Source organism: Nocardia nova NBRC 15556 (assembly GCF_001613005.1).
Classification (GTDB): Bacteria; Actinomycetota; Actinomycetes; order Mycobacteriales; family Mycobacteriaceae; genus Nocardia; species Nocardia nova.
In genome coordinates this window covers 1-17,251 of sequence record NZ_BDBN01000135.1, presented here as the reverse complement: position 1 = coordinate 17,251, position 17,251 = coordinate 1, and the positions used below count along the sequence as shown (strand labels likewise).

Sequence of the window (17,251 nt, the reverse complement as noted above, 5' to 3'; positions counted from 1 at the left end):
CGCACGTCGCGCCGCGCACGCGGCCACCGCGCACGGCAGCGCCGGCACCGCGGCGGCGATCAACTCCTCCCACGCCGCGACCGTCACCGTGGCTTGCCAGATGAGCACACAGATCAGCCACCAGGCCGCCGCTTCCGCCACGACACCGCCGCGCCGCATCCGCACCTCCTCCTCGGGGCCGCACCGGAACGGCGCATACCCGCTCGGCCTGCGGGTACCCGGCGATGCCGCCGTCAATCGCGGACCGCCGCCTGCCCGGTCCCCCTCCGACGTTTGGTTCCCCGGATGGCAGGGTATCGGCGACGACGAGCGGAAAATGCGGAGACGCGCCTGCGGGGCGGAAGGAGATGACGTGTCCTTGAGCGAGTGGATTTCGCCGTCGGCGGACCCGGCGCCTGCGGGTTCGGTCGTCGGCGTGCGAGTACTCGCCCAAGCGCGCCAGTTGCTCATGCTGCGCGCTCTGGCCGAAACGGTCGCTTTGATGGCCGAATTCGCACTCGACGAGGTGACCGATATACGGGTGGCGCTGGACGAGATCGCCACCGCGCTGATCGAACGCGCCGTGCCCGGATCGTCGATCGAATGCGATTTCGGCTACGACGGTGACCGGATGTCGGTGGCGGTGACCGCGGTAGCGGTCACGCCGGAGGCGCTGCACCGGGACGGACTGGGCTGGCATGTGCTCACCTCCATCACCGACTCGCTAGAGGCCACCACGGCACCCTTCGATTCGGCGGTGGCCGGTTATCCGGTGACGGTGGAATTCCGGCGGTTGCGCCGGCACGGCAGCACCGCCTGAGTATCACCGCACGGGGCACGGCGAGGGTCCGGCAATCGTATTGCCGGACCCTCGAGTTGCGCGCCGGCCGTCGAATTTCAGCTCGCCGGAGTCAATTCGCGCAGGGGGGCATCGAGTTCGCTGCGATAGAAGTCGATGAATCCTTCCGGATCGGGTCCGGCGTTCTGCATCACCAGATGATCGAATCCGGCATCCACATATTGCTGCGCGACTTCCAGATAGCGTTTCGGATCGGAACCGCACGCGAATTGTTCGAGAATATCGTCGCGCCGCACGGTGGTGGTCGCCGCGGCGAAATTCACCGGATTCGGCAACTCGCTCATCACCTTCCATCCCGTGAGTGCCCAGCGGGTGGTGTCCAATGCGGCCTGCGCCGCGGTCTGTTCGTCGGGGGCCCAGGCCATTCCGACCTCGGCGTAGCCGCCGCCGCGCCCGCCGGCGCCGCGATAGGTGTCGACGATCTGCGCTTCGGGGTCGGTCGCGAACAGCCCGTCGCCGAGTTCGGCGGCGAGGCGGGCGGCGTCGGGGCCACCGGCGGCGACGATGATGTCGGGCAGCCGCTCGGGCAGGTCGAACACCCGCGCGTCCGAAATCGACAGGTACTCACCGCGATACGTGTGGTACCCGCCGCGCCAGAGCAGCCGGATGATCTCGAGGGCCTCGCGCAACATGCGCTGGCGGATATCGATCGGCGGGAACTCCCGGCCCACCACGTGTTCGTTGAGCCGCTCACCGGAGCCGACCCCGAGATCGAAGCGTCCGTCCGACACCAGCGCCAAGGTGGCCGCGGCCTGCGCCACGATCGCCGGGTGATACCGGATGGTGGGGCAGGTGACGCCGGTGACCAGGCGGATGCGTTCGGTGCGTTCGGCGATGGCGCCGAAGACCGTCCAGGTGAAGGGGGAGTGGCCCTGATTGTCGAGCCACGGATGATAGTGATCGCTCATTTCCACGAAGTCGAATCCGGCCGCCTCGGCACGAATCGCCTGTCGGATCAGTTCGCGCGGCCCATAGGATTCCGACGCCAGTTTGTAACCGATCTGCATTGCGGGGGCTCCTCACATGCGTGGGACAGTCGAGTCTCGGCTACCCAGCGTCGCGGCCGGCAACCGTACGCCGACGGGCTATACAGACCGCTTCGTCTTTGTTAGAAATGTGACAGCGGGATTTGCCTCGAAAAAGCGGGGCACTGCACATGTCGATTTCGCCTGGGAGATCGCACATGAAGACGAACGCCACATTCCGAATCGGTCATCACCGTTCCCTTCCCGTCCCGGGGCGCCCCGAGGCCCGGCTCAGTGCGATCATGCGCACCCACGGAGCCGCGGTCGTCCTGTCGGTGCGCGGCGAGGCCGATGCGTGCACTCTCGATGATTGGCGCCGCCTCGTACACCAGGGTGCGGCGCTCGCGGCAGCCCACGGCGGGCCGCTCGTCGTGGATACCGGCGGACTCGGCTTCCTGGGTTGGCGCGCACTGGTCGTGTTGGCCGAGGAAGCCGCCGACCAGAGTCGACGTGGTGTCGCGATCTGCCTGGTCAGCCGCATGCCGACGATCGCGCGGATGGCGGCGGTCGACCCGTTGACCGCCGAATTGCCCATCCATTCCACCGTGGTCGGCGCCTTGCACAGCCTGCCCGCCCCGCCCGCCGCCGCGAAGTGAGCCGACACAATCGTTGTCGGACTCGCAAGATCGTCGTAGCGTCGCTGGGGTGAGTGTTCCTCAGCATCTGCCCGCCACCGCGGGCGAACTGCGCGCCGCCGGTTATCAGCCGCGCGGGGTGAAATCCGAAATCCGCGAGAATCTTCTCGCCGCACTGCGATCCGGGACCGATCCGTGGCCCGGCATCGTCGGCTTCGACCGCACCGTCGTCCCGCAACTGGAACGGGCGCTGCTCGCCGGCCACGACGTGGTCCTGCTCGGCGAGCGCGGCCAGGGCAAGACCCGGCTGCTGCGCACCCTGGTGGGGTTGCTCGACGAATGGACGCCGGTGATCGACGGCGCCGAACTCGGCGAACATCCGCTGGCGCCGATCAGCCCGGCGGGCCGGCGGCTCGCGGCCGAACTGGGCGACGACCTGCCGGTGGCGTGGCGTCACCGCAGCGAACGCTACGCCGAGAAGCTCGCCACGCCCGACACCTCGGTCGGCGACCTGATCGGCGATGTCGACCCGGTGAAGGTGGCCGAGGGCCGCAGTCTGGGCGATCCGGAAACCATCCACTTCGGGCTGGTCCCGCGCGCCCACCGCGGCATCGTCGCCATCAACGAATTGCCCGACCTCGCCGAACGGATCCAGGTCGCGCTGCTGAACGTGATGGAGGAACGCGACATCCAGGTGCGCGGTTACACGCTGCGGCTGCCGCTGGACGTGCTGCTGGTCGCCACCGCCAACCCGGAGGACTACACCAACCGCGGCCGCATCATCACTCCGCTCAAAGACCGCTTCGGCGCCGAGATCCGCACCCACTATCCGCTCGATGTGGAGGCCGAGACCGCGCTGGTGCGCCAGGAGGCCGAGCTGGTCGCCGAGGTCGGCGATCCGCTGCTCGAGGTTCTGGCCCGCTTCGTGCGCCAGCTGCGGGAATCGCCGGCGGTCGATCAGCGTTCCGGTGTCTCGGCGCGCTTCGCGGTGGCGGCTGCCGAGACCGTGGCCGCCGCCGCACTGCGCCGGACCGCGCTGACCGGTGAACATCCCGCCGTCGCCCGCCCGGTGGACCTGGAGTCGGTGCCCGCGGTGCTGCGCGGCAAGGTGGAATTCGAATCCGGCGAGGAGGGCCGCGAAACCGAGCACCTCACCCATCTGCTGCGGCGCGCCTTCGCCGAGACGGCACGCCGGCGGCTGGCCGGGGTGGATCTGCGACCGCTCGCCGAGGCGGTGAGCGCCGGCCATCCGGTCACCACCGGCGAACGGGTGCCGGGCCAGGAGGTGCTCTCGGCGCTGCCCGAGCTGCCGGTGCTGGCGCGGGTGGCCGAGCGGCTCGGCACCGAGTCGACCGATTCGCCGGCGCGTATCGCCGCAGCCGTCGAATTCGCTTTGGAGTCACTGTATTTGAGTCGTCAGCTGGCCAAGGATTCCGACGACGGCACAGCGACCTACGGCTCATGACGACCCCCGACCGCTACTCCTACGGCCCCTATCACGACGGTCCCGACCCGCTGGCGCCGCCGGTCGATCTCCGGGACGCGCTGGATTCCATCGGCCGCGACGTGATGGACGGCAGCTCCCCGCGCACCGCCCTGGAGGAGCTGCTGCGCCGCGGCACCGGCCGCACGCCCGGGCTGGACGAGCTGACCCGGCGGTTGTGGCAACGCCGTGCCGAGCTCACCCGGCAGCACCGCCTCGACGGTACCTTGCAGCAGGTGCGGGAACTGCTCGACCAGGCATTGGAGGCCGAACGCACCGCGCTGTTCCCCGACCCGGCCGATGATGCCCGCTTCGCCGAGGCGCAACTCGACGCGCTGCCGTCGAGTACCGCCGCCGCGGTGACCGAACTCGCCGACTACCAGTGGCGCTCGGAGACGGGGCGCGCCAACTACGAGCGGATACGGGAACTGCTCGGCCGCGAACTGCTCGACTCCCGCTTCCAGGGAATGAAGCAGGCGCTCGAGAATGCCACGCCCGAGGATGTCGAGCGGGTGCGGCAGATGATGTCGGATCTGAACCAGCTGCTCGCCGCCCACGCCCGCGGGGAGAACACCGAGCGCCAGTTCGCGGAGTTCATGGCCGAACACGGCGAGTTCTTTCCCGAAAACCCCCGCAACACCGAGGAATTGATCGACGCGCTGGCGGCGCGGGCGGCCGCCGCTCAGCGGATGATGAATTCGCTCTCGCCGCAGCAGCAGGCGGAGTTGAGCGAACTGATCGGCCAGGCCTTCGGCGATCCGCGTATCGCCGAACAGGTTTCGGCGCTGGATGCCGCGCTGCGCGCGCTGCGTCCGGGTGAGGACTGGGATTCGGGACAGCGGTTCCGGGGCCAGGATCCGCTCGGTCTCGGCGAGGGCGCACAGGCGATGCAGGATCTGGCCGAAATGGACGCGCTGGCCGAACAACTCGGCCAGTCCTATCCCGGCGCCCGGCTCGAGGATATCGACCTCGACGCCCTCACCCGTCAGCTCGGTGCCGACGCCGCCGTCGACGCCGCGCGGCTGGCCGAGCTGGAACGCGAACTGCGCCGCCAGGGTCTGTTCGAACGTGCTCCCGACGGGTCGCTTCGCTTGACGCCCAAGGCGTTACGCCGTCTCGGTGAGGTGGCGCTGCGCGATGTGATCGGGCGGTTGCGCGCTCAGCGCGGACAGCGGGAGACGGTGACGGCCGGGGCGGCCGGCGAACCCACGGGCGCGACGCGGCCGTGGCGCTTCGGCGACACCGAACCGTGGGATGTGTCGAAGACTGTGCGCAACGCGGTTCTTCGGTCGGCGTCGACGGGTAGCCGCCGGGTATCGCTGTCGGTCTCGGATGTCGAGATCACCGAAACCGATCAGCGGTCCCGCGCGGCGGTGGCCCTCTGTGTCGACACGTCGTGGTCGATGGTGCAGGACGGACGCTGGCTGCCGATGAAGCGGACCGCCCTGGCGCTGCATCAGCTGATCAGCACCCGATTCCGTTCCGACGCACTGGAAGTCGTGACCTTCGGCCGCCACGCCACCACGGTCGACATCGCGGAACTGACCGGCCTGGAGGCGGTCTGGGAACAGGGCACCAACCTGCACCACGCCCTGTTGCTCGCCGCCCGCCATCTGCGCCGCCACCCCGACGCGGTGCCGGTGGTCCTGGTGGTCACCGACGGCGAGCCCACCGCCCACCTGGAACCCGACGGCAGCTCGTATTTCAACTGGCCGCCCGACTCGCGGACCCTCGCGGTCACCATGGCCCAGGTCGACGTCCTCGCGAAGCTCGGTGCGTCGGTCTCGGTGTTCATCCTCGGCGAAAACCCCAGGCTCGCCGCGTTCGTCGACCTGATGGCCCGCCGCAGCGGCGGCCGCGTCATCGCCCCGGATCTCGACGGCCTGGGTGCGGCAGTGGTGTCGGACTACCTGAGCGGGCGGCGCCGATAGCGTCGACAGGACGAATGTTGTGGTTCGCGGTGGCGCCGCTCGCGTCGCCGCCGTGAGCCCAGCGGCGTGCGGGTTTCCCATCACGGGCAGGAGTCCCGTCGGCGATGCGGGGCAGGATGTCGGCATGAGATCTTCGGTGGACGACGCGTCTGTGATCTCGGAGCTGATCACCGAGTTCTGGGTGGCGACCGAGCGCGGGATTCCTCGCGAGATGGCGGCGTTGATGTGCGCCGAAGAAGCCGAACAATTCCTGGACGACGTGTCCGATCCGGACTACGACGGGCCGCCGGTCGACCCGATCGGTGCGCCCGCTTTCGAGGTATCCGGTATCCGCGTCTACGGCGATGTGGCCCTCGCGCGCATCACCCACGCACCGGACAACGTCGCCGTCCTGTTCTTCCGGCACGAAGCCGGGAGGTGGACGGTGTGCGCGGATGCCGACGAGGACCTGTCGGTGGACCAGTTCGAAGACGACGTGTGGCCGGCCTTGCCGGCGGATGCGACCGCCCTGATGCGCACCGTCGACGAACTGCGGCGCAAGCCGATCGGCGATCTGACCGTCGAGGATATGCGCTGCCTTCTGCAGCAACGCGTAGGTGTCGGCGTACTGCTGCCGCGCGTGCTGGCCCGGCTGAACTGGGATCCGCTGCTCGCGGGCGATCTGTTTCCGGGTGACCTGCTGGTCGCAACCCTGCGAGTCGACCGGGAACACTGGGAGCAGGATCCCGTCGCGCTCGTCCGGATACGACACGTCGTCGACAAGGTGCGAGATCTGGGGGATCTGACCCAGCACGGTGCACCGTACGAGGAAATATGGCGCGCTGTAACAGATTTCCTCACCCAGCTGCCCGGCGAAGGCTGAACGGATCGCCGGTGAACGGTCCGGCCCTCGAGTCCGGTGGCGTCGCGCACGAGCTCACCCGCAACGGGTGAGGCGCCGCACGGGGTCCGCGGCGTGAACTGGTCGGCGTACCGCGGTGGTCGCTGCCCCGGTGGAAGCACGGTCGCGGGAAGCCGTTCGGAGGAAGCCGGACGCTGTCATCGAGGAGACGTCATGCCCGTGTGGGATGTGTTCTGGCTGATCATCATGAGTTTCGCGTTCGCCGCGTATCTGATACTGCTGTTCTGGATCTTCACCGATCTGTTCCGGGATCGCGGCACGTCCGGCTGGGTGAAGGCGGTGTGGGTGGTGTTCATGTTCGTGCTGCCGCTGCTCACCTCGCTCGTCTACCTGATCGTGCGTGGCGGCGGCATGGCGCAGCGTTCGGCCCGGGCGGCGAAGGAGGCCGAGGAGGCGCAGAACGCCTACATCAAGGAGGTGGCCGGAACCAATTCGGCCACCCAGATCGCCGACGCCAAACGGCTTCTCGACGAGGGCACGATCACCGCGCAGGAGTTCGAGCAGCTGAAGAGCCGCGCCCTGGCCTGAGCCGCGGTGACGACAGGGTGCCTGCGCCCACCGCACGGCACAGGGGATCGAGAGGCGATGCGGTGCGCTACGAATTCATCGTCGCCGGGGAGCTGTCCGGCGACATCTGCGCCGAATTTCCCGAACTGGCCCGCAGTAGCGTGGCCGCGCCCGGCACCACCGCGCTGTTCGGCCCGCTCGAGGACTACACCGCGATGCGCAGCGTGCTGGCCCGCATCGATGCCCTGGGACTGACGTTGATCGAGATGCGCCGACTGCCGGATTGAGGCAACACGTGCGACGGCCTTCGGCCGACGTCGGCGCTCAGGAGTGCCCGTGTCCCACGTGCGGGCTGATCCGCCGCCATTCGCGTTCCCATTCGCCGGCCCGGCGCCGATCCAGTGCGTAACCGGTGCCTCGGGCGAGCGCGTAGGCCAGCGCCCAGCAGGCGAGCAGGGCGGCCGTGCCGGTGGCGATGCCCTTGGCGACCGCGGCGTCGTCGGCGACCGGCGGTGTGGTCGGATCACCGTGGGTGGTGAGCCACAACGGGATCCGGTCGCCGCGATGCGTGGTGCCGTCGACGTCGACCATCGCCTGGCCCGGTTGCCCGTCGCGGCTCCACTGCGCCTCGGCGCGGAGCTGATCGGCGAACATACCGCTGGGTGCCGGCATCCGGATCGGATCGCTCGTAACCTCCGCTGTCACAGCGGTTTTCGTGGCGTTTTCCGCGTGGATCGAGGCGAGCTCGGCCCGATACTGGGCGGTGCCGGCGGCGACGGCCAGCAGGATCGCGGCGAACGCGCCCACCACCAGTGCGAGCCGCAGCGCCTGTTCGAAGCGGTCGGCGCGGCGCATCAACGGCGAGCGGGTCCACGGCGCGATCCGTCCGGCCCGCAGCACCGCGTAGGTAGTACGCACCATTTCACTCTCCCACCACGATCGGCAGAGGCACGGTCGGAGAATAACCGTTCCCGCCCCGGACAAACGGCGTTCGGAGTGGATCTTCGCCACGATCGGCCACATGTTTGACCCGCATCTGCGTGGTTATCGCCATCAATGCGACCCGCATCGTGCGGGTGGTCCGGCAAATTCGGAAGGAGCACGGTATGAGTGCCATCGATAAGGCCAAGAACAAGCTCGAGGACGCCGCCGGCCAGGCGAAGGAGAAGCTCGGTGCCGCCACCGGCGATCCGGACAAGAAGAACGAGGGCAAGGCCGATCAGACCAAGTCGAACCTGAAGGACGCGGGCGAGAAGGTCAAGGACGCCTTCGATCACTGATCTCGTCCGGCACAACTCCTCCTCCCGAGGCCCGGACCGGTGCAGCAGATGCGCCCGGTCCGGGCCTCGCCGCGTTCCGCGGCGCTCGCGGCACATGCGCTGGAGCTGGGCTTATGCCGTTTCGGCTGTACAGACCGCTGTGTCTCTGTTATGAAGGTAGGGCGGGTCGGTCTTCATGTGGTAGGACGCCCGCAGCGGGCTCGCGCCCGTTGCCCTCGGCTCCGGTTGGAGACCTCAATGAGCTCGAGCGCCCAAGTACGACCCGTAACCCCCGCCGGTGAACCCGGCACCTCTCACGTTGCCGAACCGCGCCTGTCCGCAGTTGTGCGCACTCGCGGCCCGGCGTTGGTGCTGTCGTTCCGCGGTGAGGCCGACAGCTACACGATGTCCGGATGGTGCGAACGCATCCGGTCCGCCGCCGAGAGCGGTATGCGCATCGTGGTGATCGACACCAATTGCCTGAGCTTCTTGTCTTGGCGCGCCCTGCTGACGCTGGCCCGCGAGGCGGAGGATTACCGGTCCGCGGGCGTGCATCTGTGCCTGGTCACCCAGTCCCGGACGATCAAGCGGATCGCCGAACTGGATTCGGTGACTCGGCAACTGCCGATCCATTCGACGGTCGTGAGCGCGGTCAGCCGTGCGCTGCACGACGTGACCGGGCCCGCGATCGCCGCCACCCCCGGGTGAGTCGCTACTCGTCGGGCAGCGGGAAGTAGGAATCGTCGTCGGTGCCGGATTCGCGCCGCACGATCTCCTCTACGGCATCGGTGTCACTCGCGCCGCCGGGTGAGCCGGTGCGGATCGAATCCAGGCCTTCGGTCGCACCGGATTCCGGAAGCGCCGGCTCGGCCGGCGGCCTGGTCCCCACATCGGGTTCCTCTTCGGCCAGACGTTGGGAGAGTGGCCGTTCCGTGCGCTGCTCGCCGGCCGTCATGCCGTAGCTGTCGACGCCCGACCAGTCGTCGGGCGGTTCCACGATCTCGTCGCCGTCGTCGTTGCCCACATCGTCGGAGTCCAGTCCCTCGGTCGAGGTGAGCAGGTCTTCGTCGGATTCGTTTCCAGCCATGTGCTCCGCGTGCCCCCAATCGCCTGCCGCAAACCGTCGGCGGCGCGCCCGTTCGTTTGGCCATCCGGGCGGCGGGTAGGCCGACGGTGGCCGTATCCAGCACACATGCAGATCGAGGTGACACGATGAAAGCAGTGACGTGGCAGGGCCGCCGCAAGATTTCGGTGGACGAGGTGCCCGACCCGCGGATCGAGGAACCGACCGATGCCATCATCGCCGTGACCTCCTCGGGTGTGTGCGGGTCGGATCTGCACCTCTACGAGGTGCTCGGCCCGTACATGAGTGCCGGTGATGTCCTCGGCCACGAGCCGATCGGGGTGGTGGTCGACGTCGGCTCGGAAGTGCGGTCGCTGTCGGTGGGTGACCGGGTGGTGGTGCCGTTCCAGATCGCCTGCGGGCACTGCGTCATGTGCGATACCGGTTTGCCGACGCAGTGCGAGACCACCCAGGTGCGCGAATACGGCAGCGGCGCAGCCCTGTTCGGATACTCCAAGCTCTACGGGCAGGTGCCGGGCGCGCAGGCACAGTACCTGCGGGTTCCGCACGCCGATTTCACCCACATCCCGATTCCGGCCGGCCCCGACGACAGCCGCTTCCTGTATCTGTCGGATGTACTGCCGACGGCGTGGCAGGCGGTGGAATACGCCGGCGTGCCCGACGGCGGCTCGGTGGCGGTGCTGGGGCTGGGTCCGATCGGGGATATGGCGTGCCGGATCGCCGCCCATCGCGGATACCGCGTGATCGGCGTGGACCGGGTGCCGGAACGATTGCGCCGGGTGGCCGATCGCGGTGTGGAGGTGGTCGATATGGAACAGATCGGCGCCTCGATCGGGGATGTGATCCGCGACCGCACCGACGGGCGGGGCCCCGACAGCGTGATCGACGCGGTGGGTATGGAGGCGCACGGATCACCGGTCGCGGAATTGGCGCAGCGCTCGGCCGGCTATCTGCCGGCGATGGTGTCGCAGAAGCTGATGGACACCGTCGGTATGGACCGGCTCGCGGCATTGAACAGCGCCATCGACATCGTGCGGCGCGGCGGCACGATCTCGCTGTCCGGGGTCTACGGCGGGATGGCCGACCCGTTGCCGATGCGCATCCTGTTCGACAAGCAGATTCAGCTGCGGATGGGTCAGGCCAACGTCAAGCGGTGGGTGGGTGACATCCTTCCGCTCCTGCAGGACGGTGATCCGCTGGGGGTGGAAACCTTTGCCACCCATCGGCTTCCGCTGTCGGAGGCGCCGCGGGTGTATCACGACTTCCAGCGCAAGGCCGACGGCATGGTGAAGGTGGTGCTCGACCCGGCCGCCGCGTGATCGCGGCTGCGGTCCTCGGCCTCGGTGTCCGAATTGCGTGGTGCCGCAAGATATTTCCGCGTCCGACCAGTGCTTTCGCAATCGGTCGAGATCTCGGCGCATAGCCTCGGGAGGCCCGGGTAGAGCCTCTGATGTGGCCGGGCAGTACGCCGGTCGCGATCGAAGAAGTCCCTACTGCGAAGGAGGTCCGCAATGGCCGACCGGAACAATCCCGGACAGTTCGGCAACCGCAGCGACACCGAGGAACAGGCTCGTCGCGGCGGACAGGCCAGCACGGGTAGCTTCGGCCAGCGCAACGCCGCCGATCCGCACGAAGCCGGGCGCAAGGGCGCCCAGGCGCAGCCGACCGCGGCCAAGCAGGCCGGCGGTCAGCACAGCCACGGCGGTCGCTGACCCGAATCGCCACGACGGACTCGACAGCGTAGGCCGGATCGATGATCCGGCCTACGCGGCTGTCGGGACCCGCACACCACGATGTCTTCAGCCGCCGGCCCAGGTTCGGGCACGGTCTTCGCGGTACGGCGTCGGGCGGGTGTGAAAACTCTCGGGCTCGGATTCGCGCCTCGCGGAGGTGCGGGAGGCGGAGCCCGAGAAGCCCTCGGGAATTTCGGTCGCCGCGGCTGCTCCGATCGCGGAATTCCGACGTTCTCGAGATTGTTCCATTTTTGTGGTTAACATCTGGCACTCATCTCTCGATGCTAGATATGTCGTTGAATGTGACGGCACCGGTCCGCCGGTTCCGGCGGTTCGGATCGGGTATCACGCGTTCGGCCGCGAGCATCGGCGCTCGGTGGCGCAAGGATTGAACAGGGCGGTTCGGCAATGAAGCCGATTCTCACCGCAGGTAACGACTATCCCGCGAAACGAAACGGTGTGCGATGGACATCGATCAGCGTTACCGTCAGAGTAGTTCGACCACCATCACCGCAGCGGAGCTGGCTACCTTGCTGCACAAGTCCGCGGCCGGGGACGCCGAATCCTTCGCCGCCTTCTATCGCAGCACCAATTCCCGTCTGATGGCACGGTTGACCGCTATTCTGCGCAGCCCCGGATTGGCTCAGGAGGTGAGCCAGGAGGTCTATCTGCAGGCGTGGGCCGCGGCCGGCGAATACGACGCCGGGCGGGCCAGCCCGATGGCCTGGCTGATGATGTTCGCGCACCGGCGTGCGGTCGACCGGGTGCGCTCGGAGCAATCGCTGGCGGACCGGGAGCGCGCGTTCGGTCGCAATCAGTATCAGCCGGAATGTGATGTGGTGTTCGACGAGGTGACGCAGCGGCTCGACGAGCGGTCGGTCGCGGGGGAGGTGCACCGGCTGGGTCATCGCCAGCGGGAGGCGATCCTGCTCGCCTTCTACGGTGGTCGCACCTATCCGGAGGTGGCGCAGGATCTGGGTATCCCGCTGCCTACCGCGAAGGCCCGTATCCGGGCCGGTTTGAAAACACTCGGTTCCAGACTTTCGGAGAAGTCGCGCGACGAGACGAAGTGAGCGCAGCCGCTTCCCGGTAGTTGGTATTTCTACCCCCTAGGGGTATATTGCGAGGTGTCGCTTCGGCGGCGGCGCCCGCCTTCTCGACGGCTATGATCTACTAGTTACGTACATAAGTAGTAGATGTAAACGAGGCTACGGTGGCGGTCCCCATTGCTGGGACGGCCACCGGTTCGGTGTTCGGCAGCGCCGTGCGAAGGTGTTGTGCGGCAAAGACACTCGCGGTGAGGAGGCTGGGTTGGTGGATCGGTGTCCGACCCGGCCCGTGCCCCGGCCGCGGCGAGGTGTCGCGGCCCTGATCTTCGTCTTCCTCCTCACTCTCGTCGCGCTGCACACCGATTGCACGGTCGCCGAGGCGGAGACATCCGGCGCCGCTGCCTCCTCCGCCGCCGCGAAATCGGCACTCGTCCACCTTGGTTCCCATCTGCCCGCCTGGGACGATTGCTGTGCGCACGACCGGCACATGGTGCTGGACTCGGTGCTCCCGGCCGATCCGGCGAAACTCTGGCCACCGGGTCAGCTGTGGGCTGCGGCGGAGCCCGCCACCGCCGCCACGTCGCATTTTCTCGCGACCGCCGTGCGCGGACCGCCGGGCCCGCCGCCGCGCACCGGTCGCGACATTCTGACGCATTTCGGTATCGCCCGCCGCTGATCGGTCAGCGACAGGCCGCCGGCCCTCATGCCGGCGGCCGGTGTCCGCTGCCCGCATCCGTACCGCCCGCACCGGGCGGAGACACCGAAAGCGACAGTCATGGACGACATCGTGCTCGACCACCCACAGCCGATTCCGGCAGCACCGATCCCGGCGCAGCGTCCGCGCGGACTGGTGGGCAATACACCGGTGCTGTGGATCGGCGAACCGCTGAGCGGTCGCGGCCGCGGCTTCTGGGCCAAGCTCGAAGGCGCCAATCCGGGCGGTATGAAAGACCGCCCGGCGTTGCACATGGTGCGCCGCGCCGAACATCGCGGCGACCTGCGCCCCGGTGCGCGCATCGTCGAATCATCGAGCGGCACCTTGGGATTGGGTCTTGCGCTGGCGGGGATGGTGTATGCGCATCCGGTGACCGTGGTCACCGACTCCGGCATGGAACCGATGGTGGTGCGACTGCTGCGGGCCTACGGCGCGCAGGTGGAGACGGTCACCGAGCCGCATCCGGCCGGCGGCTGGCAACAGGCGCGACGCGACCGGGTCGCGGCTCTACTCGCCGCCGAACCGGAGGCCTGGAGTCCTGACCAGTACAGCAATCCCGACAATGTGGACGGCTACGAATCGCTGGCCCTGGAAATGGTGCAGCAATTGGGCCGCGTCGATGTGCTGGTGTGCGCGGTCGGGACCGGCGGGCATTCCGCGGGCGTGGCGCGGGTGCTGCGCCGGAACAATCCGCGGCTGCGGCTGATCGGCGTCGACACCGTGTCCTCGACGATTTTCGGCCAGCCGGCCGGGCCGCGCCTCATGCGTGGGCTGGGCTCGAGCATCCATCCGCGCAACGTCGACTACGCCGCCTTCGACGAAATCCATTGGGTGGCACCGGCCGAGGCGGTGTGGGCCTGCCGGACACTGGCCGCCACCCATCACGCCAGCGGCGGCTGGAGTGTCGGCGCGGTGGCGCTGGTGGCGGGCTGGGCCGCGCGCGTGCACGACACCGGCACCCGGATCGCCGCGGTCTTTCCCGACGGGCCGCATCGCTACGCCGACACCGTCTACAACGACGCCTACTGCGACGAACACGGTCTGCTCGATGCCGATCCACCCGTCGAACCCGACACGATCGGCCATCCCGCCGAGCGAGTGGTGACCTCGTGGACTCGCTGCACCACCGTCGTCGACCCCCGCACCTTCGACCCGGAGCCCGCCGCATGAGTCTGTTCGCCCGATTCCGCAGCTTCGACCCGGCGGCTCGGCTGCTGATGATCAACCAGTTCGGCATCAACCTGGGCTTCTACATGCTCATGCCGTACCTGGCCGGATATCTCGCCGGGCCGATCGGTCTGGCGGCGTGGGCGGTCGGGCTGGTGCTGGGCGTGCGCAACTTCTCCCAGCAGGGCATGTTCCTCGTCGGCGGCACGCTCGCCGACCGGCTCGGGTACAAACCGCTCATCGTGGCGGGCTGTCTGCTGCGCACGGCGGGATTCGCCCTGCTGATCTTCGCCACCTCCCTGCCGATGCTGCTGATCGCCTCGGCCGCAACGGGTTTCGCTGGTGCGCTGTTCAATCCGGCGGTGCGCGCGTACCTGGCCGCGGAGACCGGTGAACGCCGGGTCGAGGCATTCGCGGTCTTCAACATCTTCTATCAGGCCGGTATTCTCGTCGGTCCGCTGGCCGGGCTCGCCCTGCTGGTCACCGACTTCCGGGTGACCGCCGCGGCCGCCGCCGTCGTCTTCGCCGTGCTGACGCTCGCGCAACTGTTCGCGCTGCCGCCGCGGCGGGCGGGCGATCCCGCGGTGCGCACGACGGTGCTCGAGGATTGGCGGACCGTACTCGCCAACCGGCGATTCCTGGCCTTCGCCGTCGCGATGATCGGCTCGTACGTGCTGTCCTTCCAGGTCTATCTGGCGCTGCCGTTGCAGGCCGAATATCTGAGCCCCGCCCACGCGCAGGCGTTGACTTCGGCGTTGTTCGTGGTGTCGGGGGTGGTCGCGGTGGCCGGGCAGCTGCGCATCACCGCATGGTTTCGCCGCCGGTGGGGGACCGGCCGCGGTCTCGTGGCCGGCATGGGCGTGCTGGCCGCGTCCTTCCTGCCGCTGCTGCTGATACCGGGGCCGCGGCCGTTCGGCACGGTGGCTGCCGTTGCGGCGCTGCTGATGTCGGCGGCGATTCTGGCGGTCGGAACCGCGGCGGTCTTCCCGTTCGAAATGGATACGGTGGTCTCGCTGTCCGGAGGCGCACTCGTGGCCACGCACTACGGGTTGTACAACACGGTGGTCGGAGTCGGGATCCTGACCGGCAACCTCGTCACCGGCGTGGTGGTCGACGCCGCGCGGTCGGCCGGACTCGACGCGCTGGTGTGGGGTGGCTTCGCCGCGATCGGGGCCCTCGCGGCCGTCGCGCTGGCCGTGCTCGAGCGGACCGCACGCGCGCAATCCCTTGACGAAGAAGCTGTTTCGACGGAGTCGGTGCGCGAATCCGCGTGATCGGCGGTGTCCGGTACTCGTCCGCAGCCGCGGACGAGTACCGGACAGGTCATGCGCGTCGCAGTTCCAGCACCGGAATGGTGCGGATGCCTTCGGTTTTGCGGGCGTAGCCGGCGAATCCGGGATAGCGGCGGGCCTGTTCGGCGAAGATCCGGTCGCGGCGCTCACCGGTCACCTCGGTCACCGACACCGGATAGCGGTCGGTGCCGCGTTCGATCTCCGCCGACCCGGCGGTGGTCAGGTTGTAGTACCAGTCCGGATTGGTCGGAGCCCCGGCCTTGGACGCGAAAATGTAGATGGCGTCGGGGTTCTCCTCGTCGGCCAGGTACATCATCGGTGTCACCAGTTCGCGGCCGGATTTGCGGCCGCGGTGATGCACCAGCACCATCGGCGCGCCCTCGAAATCGCCGCCGACGCGGCCCTCGTTGGCTCGAAATTCCTCGATGATCGCGGTGTTCCAATCGCTCATGAGCTGCATTCTGCTGTCGAACCGGCGGCCGCAGCGGGAGGCGCGCACGTGGGAATACCGGTGATGCGCGGTATGCGATCATCGGTCCGGTGTTCGTGATCCATTTCGCGGCGGCCGCCACCCCGCGGTCCCATGGCTGAGCTGTACGGGCGCGCGGCCGATACCGCGGCGATCGCCGCCCTGCTGGACCGGGCCCGCGCGGGAGAGAGCGGCTGGCTGGTCCTGCGCGGCGAACCCGGAATCGGTAAAACCGCCCTGCTCGACCACGCCGCCGACCTCAGCGGCGACCTGCGGGTGCTGCGCGGCGCGGGGGTGGAAATCGAGGCCGAACTTCCGTTCGCCGGACTGCAGTTGCTGCTGCGGCCGGCGCTGGCACATCTGCCCGCCCTGCCGGTGCGCCAGCGGGCGGCGCTGGAGGCGGCCCTGCGCCTGGGCGACGATCCCGGCGGCGATGCGATGCTGGTCGGATTGGCGGTGTTGTCGCTGCTCACCGAATACGCGGGCGAGACCGGGCTGGTCTGCCTGATCGACGACGCACAGTGGCTCGACCGTGCCTCACTGGACACGATCCTGTTCGCCGCCCGGCGGCTGTACGCCGAGGGAGTCGTGATCATCCTCGCCGCCCGCGACGGTGCCGCGTTCGCCCGGGCCGCCGATCTGCCCGAACGCCGCATCGCCGGGCTCGACTCCGAGGCCGCCGCCGCGCTGCTCGGCCGTCGCGCACTGCCCGCCGGGGTACGCCGGCAGGTCCTGGCCGAGGCACAGGGCAATCCGCTGGCATTGCTCGAATTGGCCGATGCCACCCGCGGTGAGGGGCCCGGCGCGGCCCAACCCGCCGCGCTGGCGTTGACCGATCGCTTGCAGCTGGCCTTCCACGGCCAGGTGAGCCGGATGCCGAAGTCGACGCAGGACGTGCTGCTGATCGTCGCGGCCGAGGAGTCCGGCGAATTGTCGGCGGTATTGCGCGCCGCGGCCGCCGTCGGCGCCGGAATCGACGATCTGGCCCCGGCCGAGGAGGCAGGACTGCTGGTGCGCGGCGAGACGGCGGAGACGATCGCCTTCCGCCATCCGCTGATCCGGGCCGCCGTGTACCAGCGAGCCCCGCTGGGACAGCGAGTGACCGCGCACCGCGCGTTGGCGGCCGCGCTCGACGGTCCCGCCGACGCCGACCGCCGTGCCTGGCACGCCGCCGCCGCGGCCACCGGCCCGGATACGGAAGTCGCCGCGGCCCTGGAGGATAC

At 68.8% G+C, this 17,251-nt stretch carries 20 protein-coding genes; 16 read left to right on the top strand and 4 right to left on the bottom strand.

From position 1 onward, the window contains the following. The first annotated feature begins 352 nt into the window (after window positions 1-352). A complete protein-coding gene (locus tag NN2_RS33880) occupies window positions 353-799 on the top strand; it encodes an ATP-binding protein (RefSeq protein WP_227463021.1) in 447 nt (148 codons plus the stop codon). Window positions 800-876: 77 nt separating this feature from the next. On the opposite strand, the gene NN2_RS33875 is transcribed toward NN2_RS33880, so the two are convergent. Then, window positions 877-1,845 carry a TIGR03557 family F420-dependent LLM class oxidoreductase gene (locus NN2_RS33875; protein WP_063019190.1) on the bottom strand — a complete coding sequence of 323 codons (969 nt, stop codon included), beginning with the start codon at window positions 1,843-1,845 and terminating at the stop codon, window positions 877-879. A gap of 260 nt (window positions 1,846-2,105) precedes the next feature. Between NN2_RS33875 and NN2_RS33870 the strand changes: the two genes are divergently transcribed. The 6 genes from NN2_RS33870 (at window position 2,106) to NN2_RS33845 (ending at window position 7,547) form a co-directional block, all read left to right on the top strand. Beyond that, window positions 2,106-2,459 carry an STAS domain-containing protein gene (locus tag NN2_RS33870; protein WP_146102268.1) on the top strand — a complete coding sequence of 118 codons (354 nt, stop codon included), beginning with the start codon at window positions 2,106-2,108 and terminating at the stop codon, window positions 2,457-2,459. 49 nt (window positions 2,460-2,508) lie between these two features. After that, window positions 2,509-3,903 (top strand): ATP-binding protein, encoded by a 1,395-nt coding sequence (locus tag NN2_RS33865; RefSeq protein ID WP_063019186.1) that lies wholly within the window; start codon window positions 2,509-2,511, stop codon window positions 3,901-3,903. Beyond that, the gene (locus NN2_RS33860) at window positions 3,900-5,852 is read left to right on the top strand and encodes a VWA domain-containing protein (RefSeq protein WP_063019184.1); all 1,953 of its coding nucleotides are present in this window, start codon (window positions 3,900-3,902) and stop codon (window positions 5,850-5,852) included. The genes NN2_RS33865 and NN2_RS33860 overlap by 4 nt, the downstream gene beginning before the upstream one ends. Window positions 5,853-5,976: 124 nt before the next feature. Continuing rightward, window positions 5,977-6,714: a contact-dependent growth inhibition system immunity protein gene (locus tag NN2_RS36765; protein WP_156511552.1), complete on the top strand. Its 738-nt coding sequence runs from the start codon at window positions 5,977-5,979 to the stop codon at window positions 6,712-6,714. Between the two features lie 192 nt (window positions 6,715-6,906). Beyond that, window positions 6,907-7,281 (top strand): PLDc N-terminal domain-containing protein, encoded by a 375-nt coding sequence (locus NN2_RS33850; protein WP_063019181.1) that lies wholly within the window; start codon window positions 6,907-6,909, stop codon window positions 7,279-7,281. Between the two features lie 62 nt (window positions 7,282-7,343). After that, complete coding sequence (locus tag NN2_RS33845; protein ID WP_030518397.1) at window positions 7,344-7,547, top strand: DUF8691 family protein; 204 nt, start codon at window positions 7,344-7,346, stop codon at window positions 7,545-7,547. 37 nt (window positions 7,548-7,584) lie between these two features. On the opposite strand, the gene NN2_RS33840 is transcribed toward NN2_RS33845, so the two are convergent. Further along, window positions 7,585-8,181 carry an Rv1733c family protein gene (locus NN2_RS33840; RefSeq protein WP_063019179.1) on the bottom strand — a complete coding sequence of 199 codons (597 nt, stop codon included), beginning with the start codon at window positions 8,179-8,181 and terminating at the stop codon, window positions 7,585-7,587. Window positions 8,182-8,366: 185 nt separating this feature from the next. Between NN2_RS33840 and NN2_RS33835 the strand changes: the two genes are divergently transcribed. Together NN2_RS33835 and NN2_RS36760 are read left to right on the top strand one after the other, a co-directional pair. Then, complete coding sequence (locus tag NN2_RS33835) at window positions 8,367-8,540, top strand: CsbD family protein (RefSeq protein WP_030518399.1); 174 nt, start codon at window positions 8,367-8,369, stop codon at window positions 8,538-8,540. A gap of 237 nt (window positions 8,541-8,777) precedes the next feature. Further along, window positions 8,778-9,227, top strand: coding sequence for an STAS domain-containing protein (locus NN2_RS36760; protein ID WP_169812480.1), 450 nt, complete (start codon window positions 8,778-8,780; stop codon window positions 9,225-9,227). Between the two features lie 4 nt (window positions 9,228-9,231). Here NN2_RS36760 and NN2_RS33825 read toward each other — a convergent pair whose 3' ends face one another. Continuing rightward, the gene (locus NN2_RS33825; protein WP_063019175.1) at window positions 9,232-9,606 is read right to left on the bottom strand and encodes a hypothetical protein; all 375 of its coding nucleotides are present in this window, start codon (window positions 9,604-9,606) and stop codon (window positions 9,232-9,234) included. Window positions 9,607-9,731: 125 nt separating this feature from the next. Here NN2_RS33825 and NN2_RS33820 point away from each other — a divergent pair, with 125 nt between their 5' ends. From NN2_RS33820 to NN2_RS33790, 6 genes are all read left to right on the top strand, one after another. Continuing rightward, window positions 9,732-10,922 (top strand): alcohol dehydrogenase catalytic domain-containing protein, encoded by a 1,191-nt coding sequence (locus tag NN2_RS33820; RefSeq protein WP_063019173.1) that lies wholly within the window; start codon window positions 9,732-9,734, stop codon window positions 10,920-10,922. Window positions 10,923-11,114: 192 nt separating this feature from the next. Continuing rightward, a complete protein-coding gene (locus tag NN2_RS33815) occupies window positions 11,115-11,315 on the top strand; it encodes a hypothetical protein (RefSeq protein WP_063019171.1) in 201 nt (66 codons plus the stop codon). A 485-nt stretch (window positions 11,316-11,800) separates the two neighbouring features. Further along, window positions 11,801-12,409 carry a sigma-70 family RNA polymerase sigma factor gene (locus NN2_RS33805; RefSeq protein WP_063019167.1) on the top strand — a complete coding sequence of 203 codons (609 nt, stop codon included), beginning with the start codon at window positions 11,801-11,803 and terminating at the stop codon, window positions 12,407-12,409. A 241-nt stretch (window positions 12,410-12,650) separates the two neighbouring features. After that, window positions 12,651-13,061 carry a putative copper homeostasis (lipo)protein LpqS gene (lpqS, locus tag NN2_RS33800; RefSeq protein ID WP_146101039.1) on the top strand — a complete coding sequence of 137 codons (411 nt, stop codon included), beginning with the start codon at window positions 12,651-12,653 and terminating at the stop codon, window positions 13,059-13,061. 99 nt (window positions 13,062-13,160) lie between these two features. Then, window positions 13,161-14,270 (top strand): PLP-dependent cysteine synthase family protein, encoded by a 1,110-nt coding sequence (locus tag NN2_RS33795; protein WP_063019194.1) that lies wholly within the window; start codon window positions 13,161-13,163, stop codon window positions 14,268-14,270. Continuing rightward, on the top strand, window positions 14,267-15,541 hold the full coding sequence (locus tag NN2_RS33790; RefSeq protein WP_063019163.1) for an MFS transporter: 1,275 nt from the start codon (window positions 14,267-14,269) through the stop codon (window positions 15,539-15,541). Before NN2_RS33795 ends, NN2_RS33790 begins: the two co-directional genes overlap by 4 nt. A 49-nt stretch (window positions 15,542-15,590) precedes the next feature. Here the strand turns inward: NN2_RS33790 and NN2_RS33785 are convergent, their stop codons facing one another. Continuing rightward, window positions 15,591-16,019 carry a nitroreductase family deazaflavin-dependent oxidoreductase gene (locus tag NN2_RS33785; RefSeq protein WP_063019192.1) on the bottom strand — a complete coding sequence of 143 codons (429 nt, stop codon included), beginning with the start codon at window positions 16,017-16,019 and terminating at the stop codon, window positions 15,591-15,593. Window positions 16,020-16,142: 123 nt separating this feature from the next. On the opposite strand from NN2_RS33785, the gene NN2_RS33780 reads away from it, so the two are divergent. Next, on the top strand, window positions 16,143-17,251 hold a 1,109-nt coding region (locus tag NN2_RS33780; protein ID WP_156511550.1), incomplete at its 3' end, for an AAA family ATPase.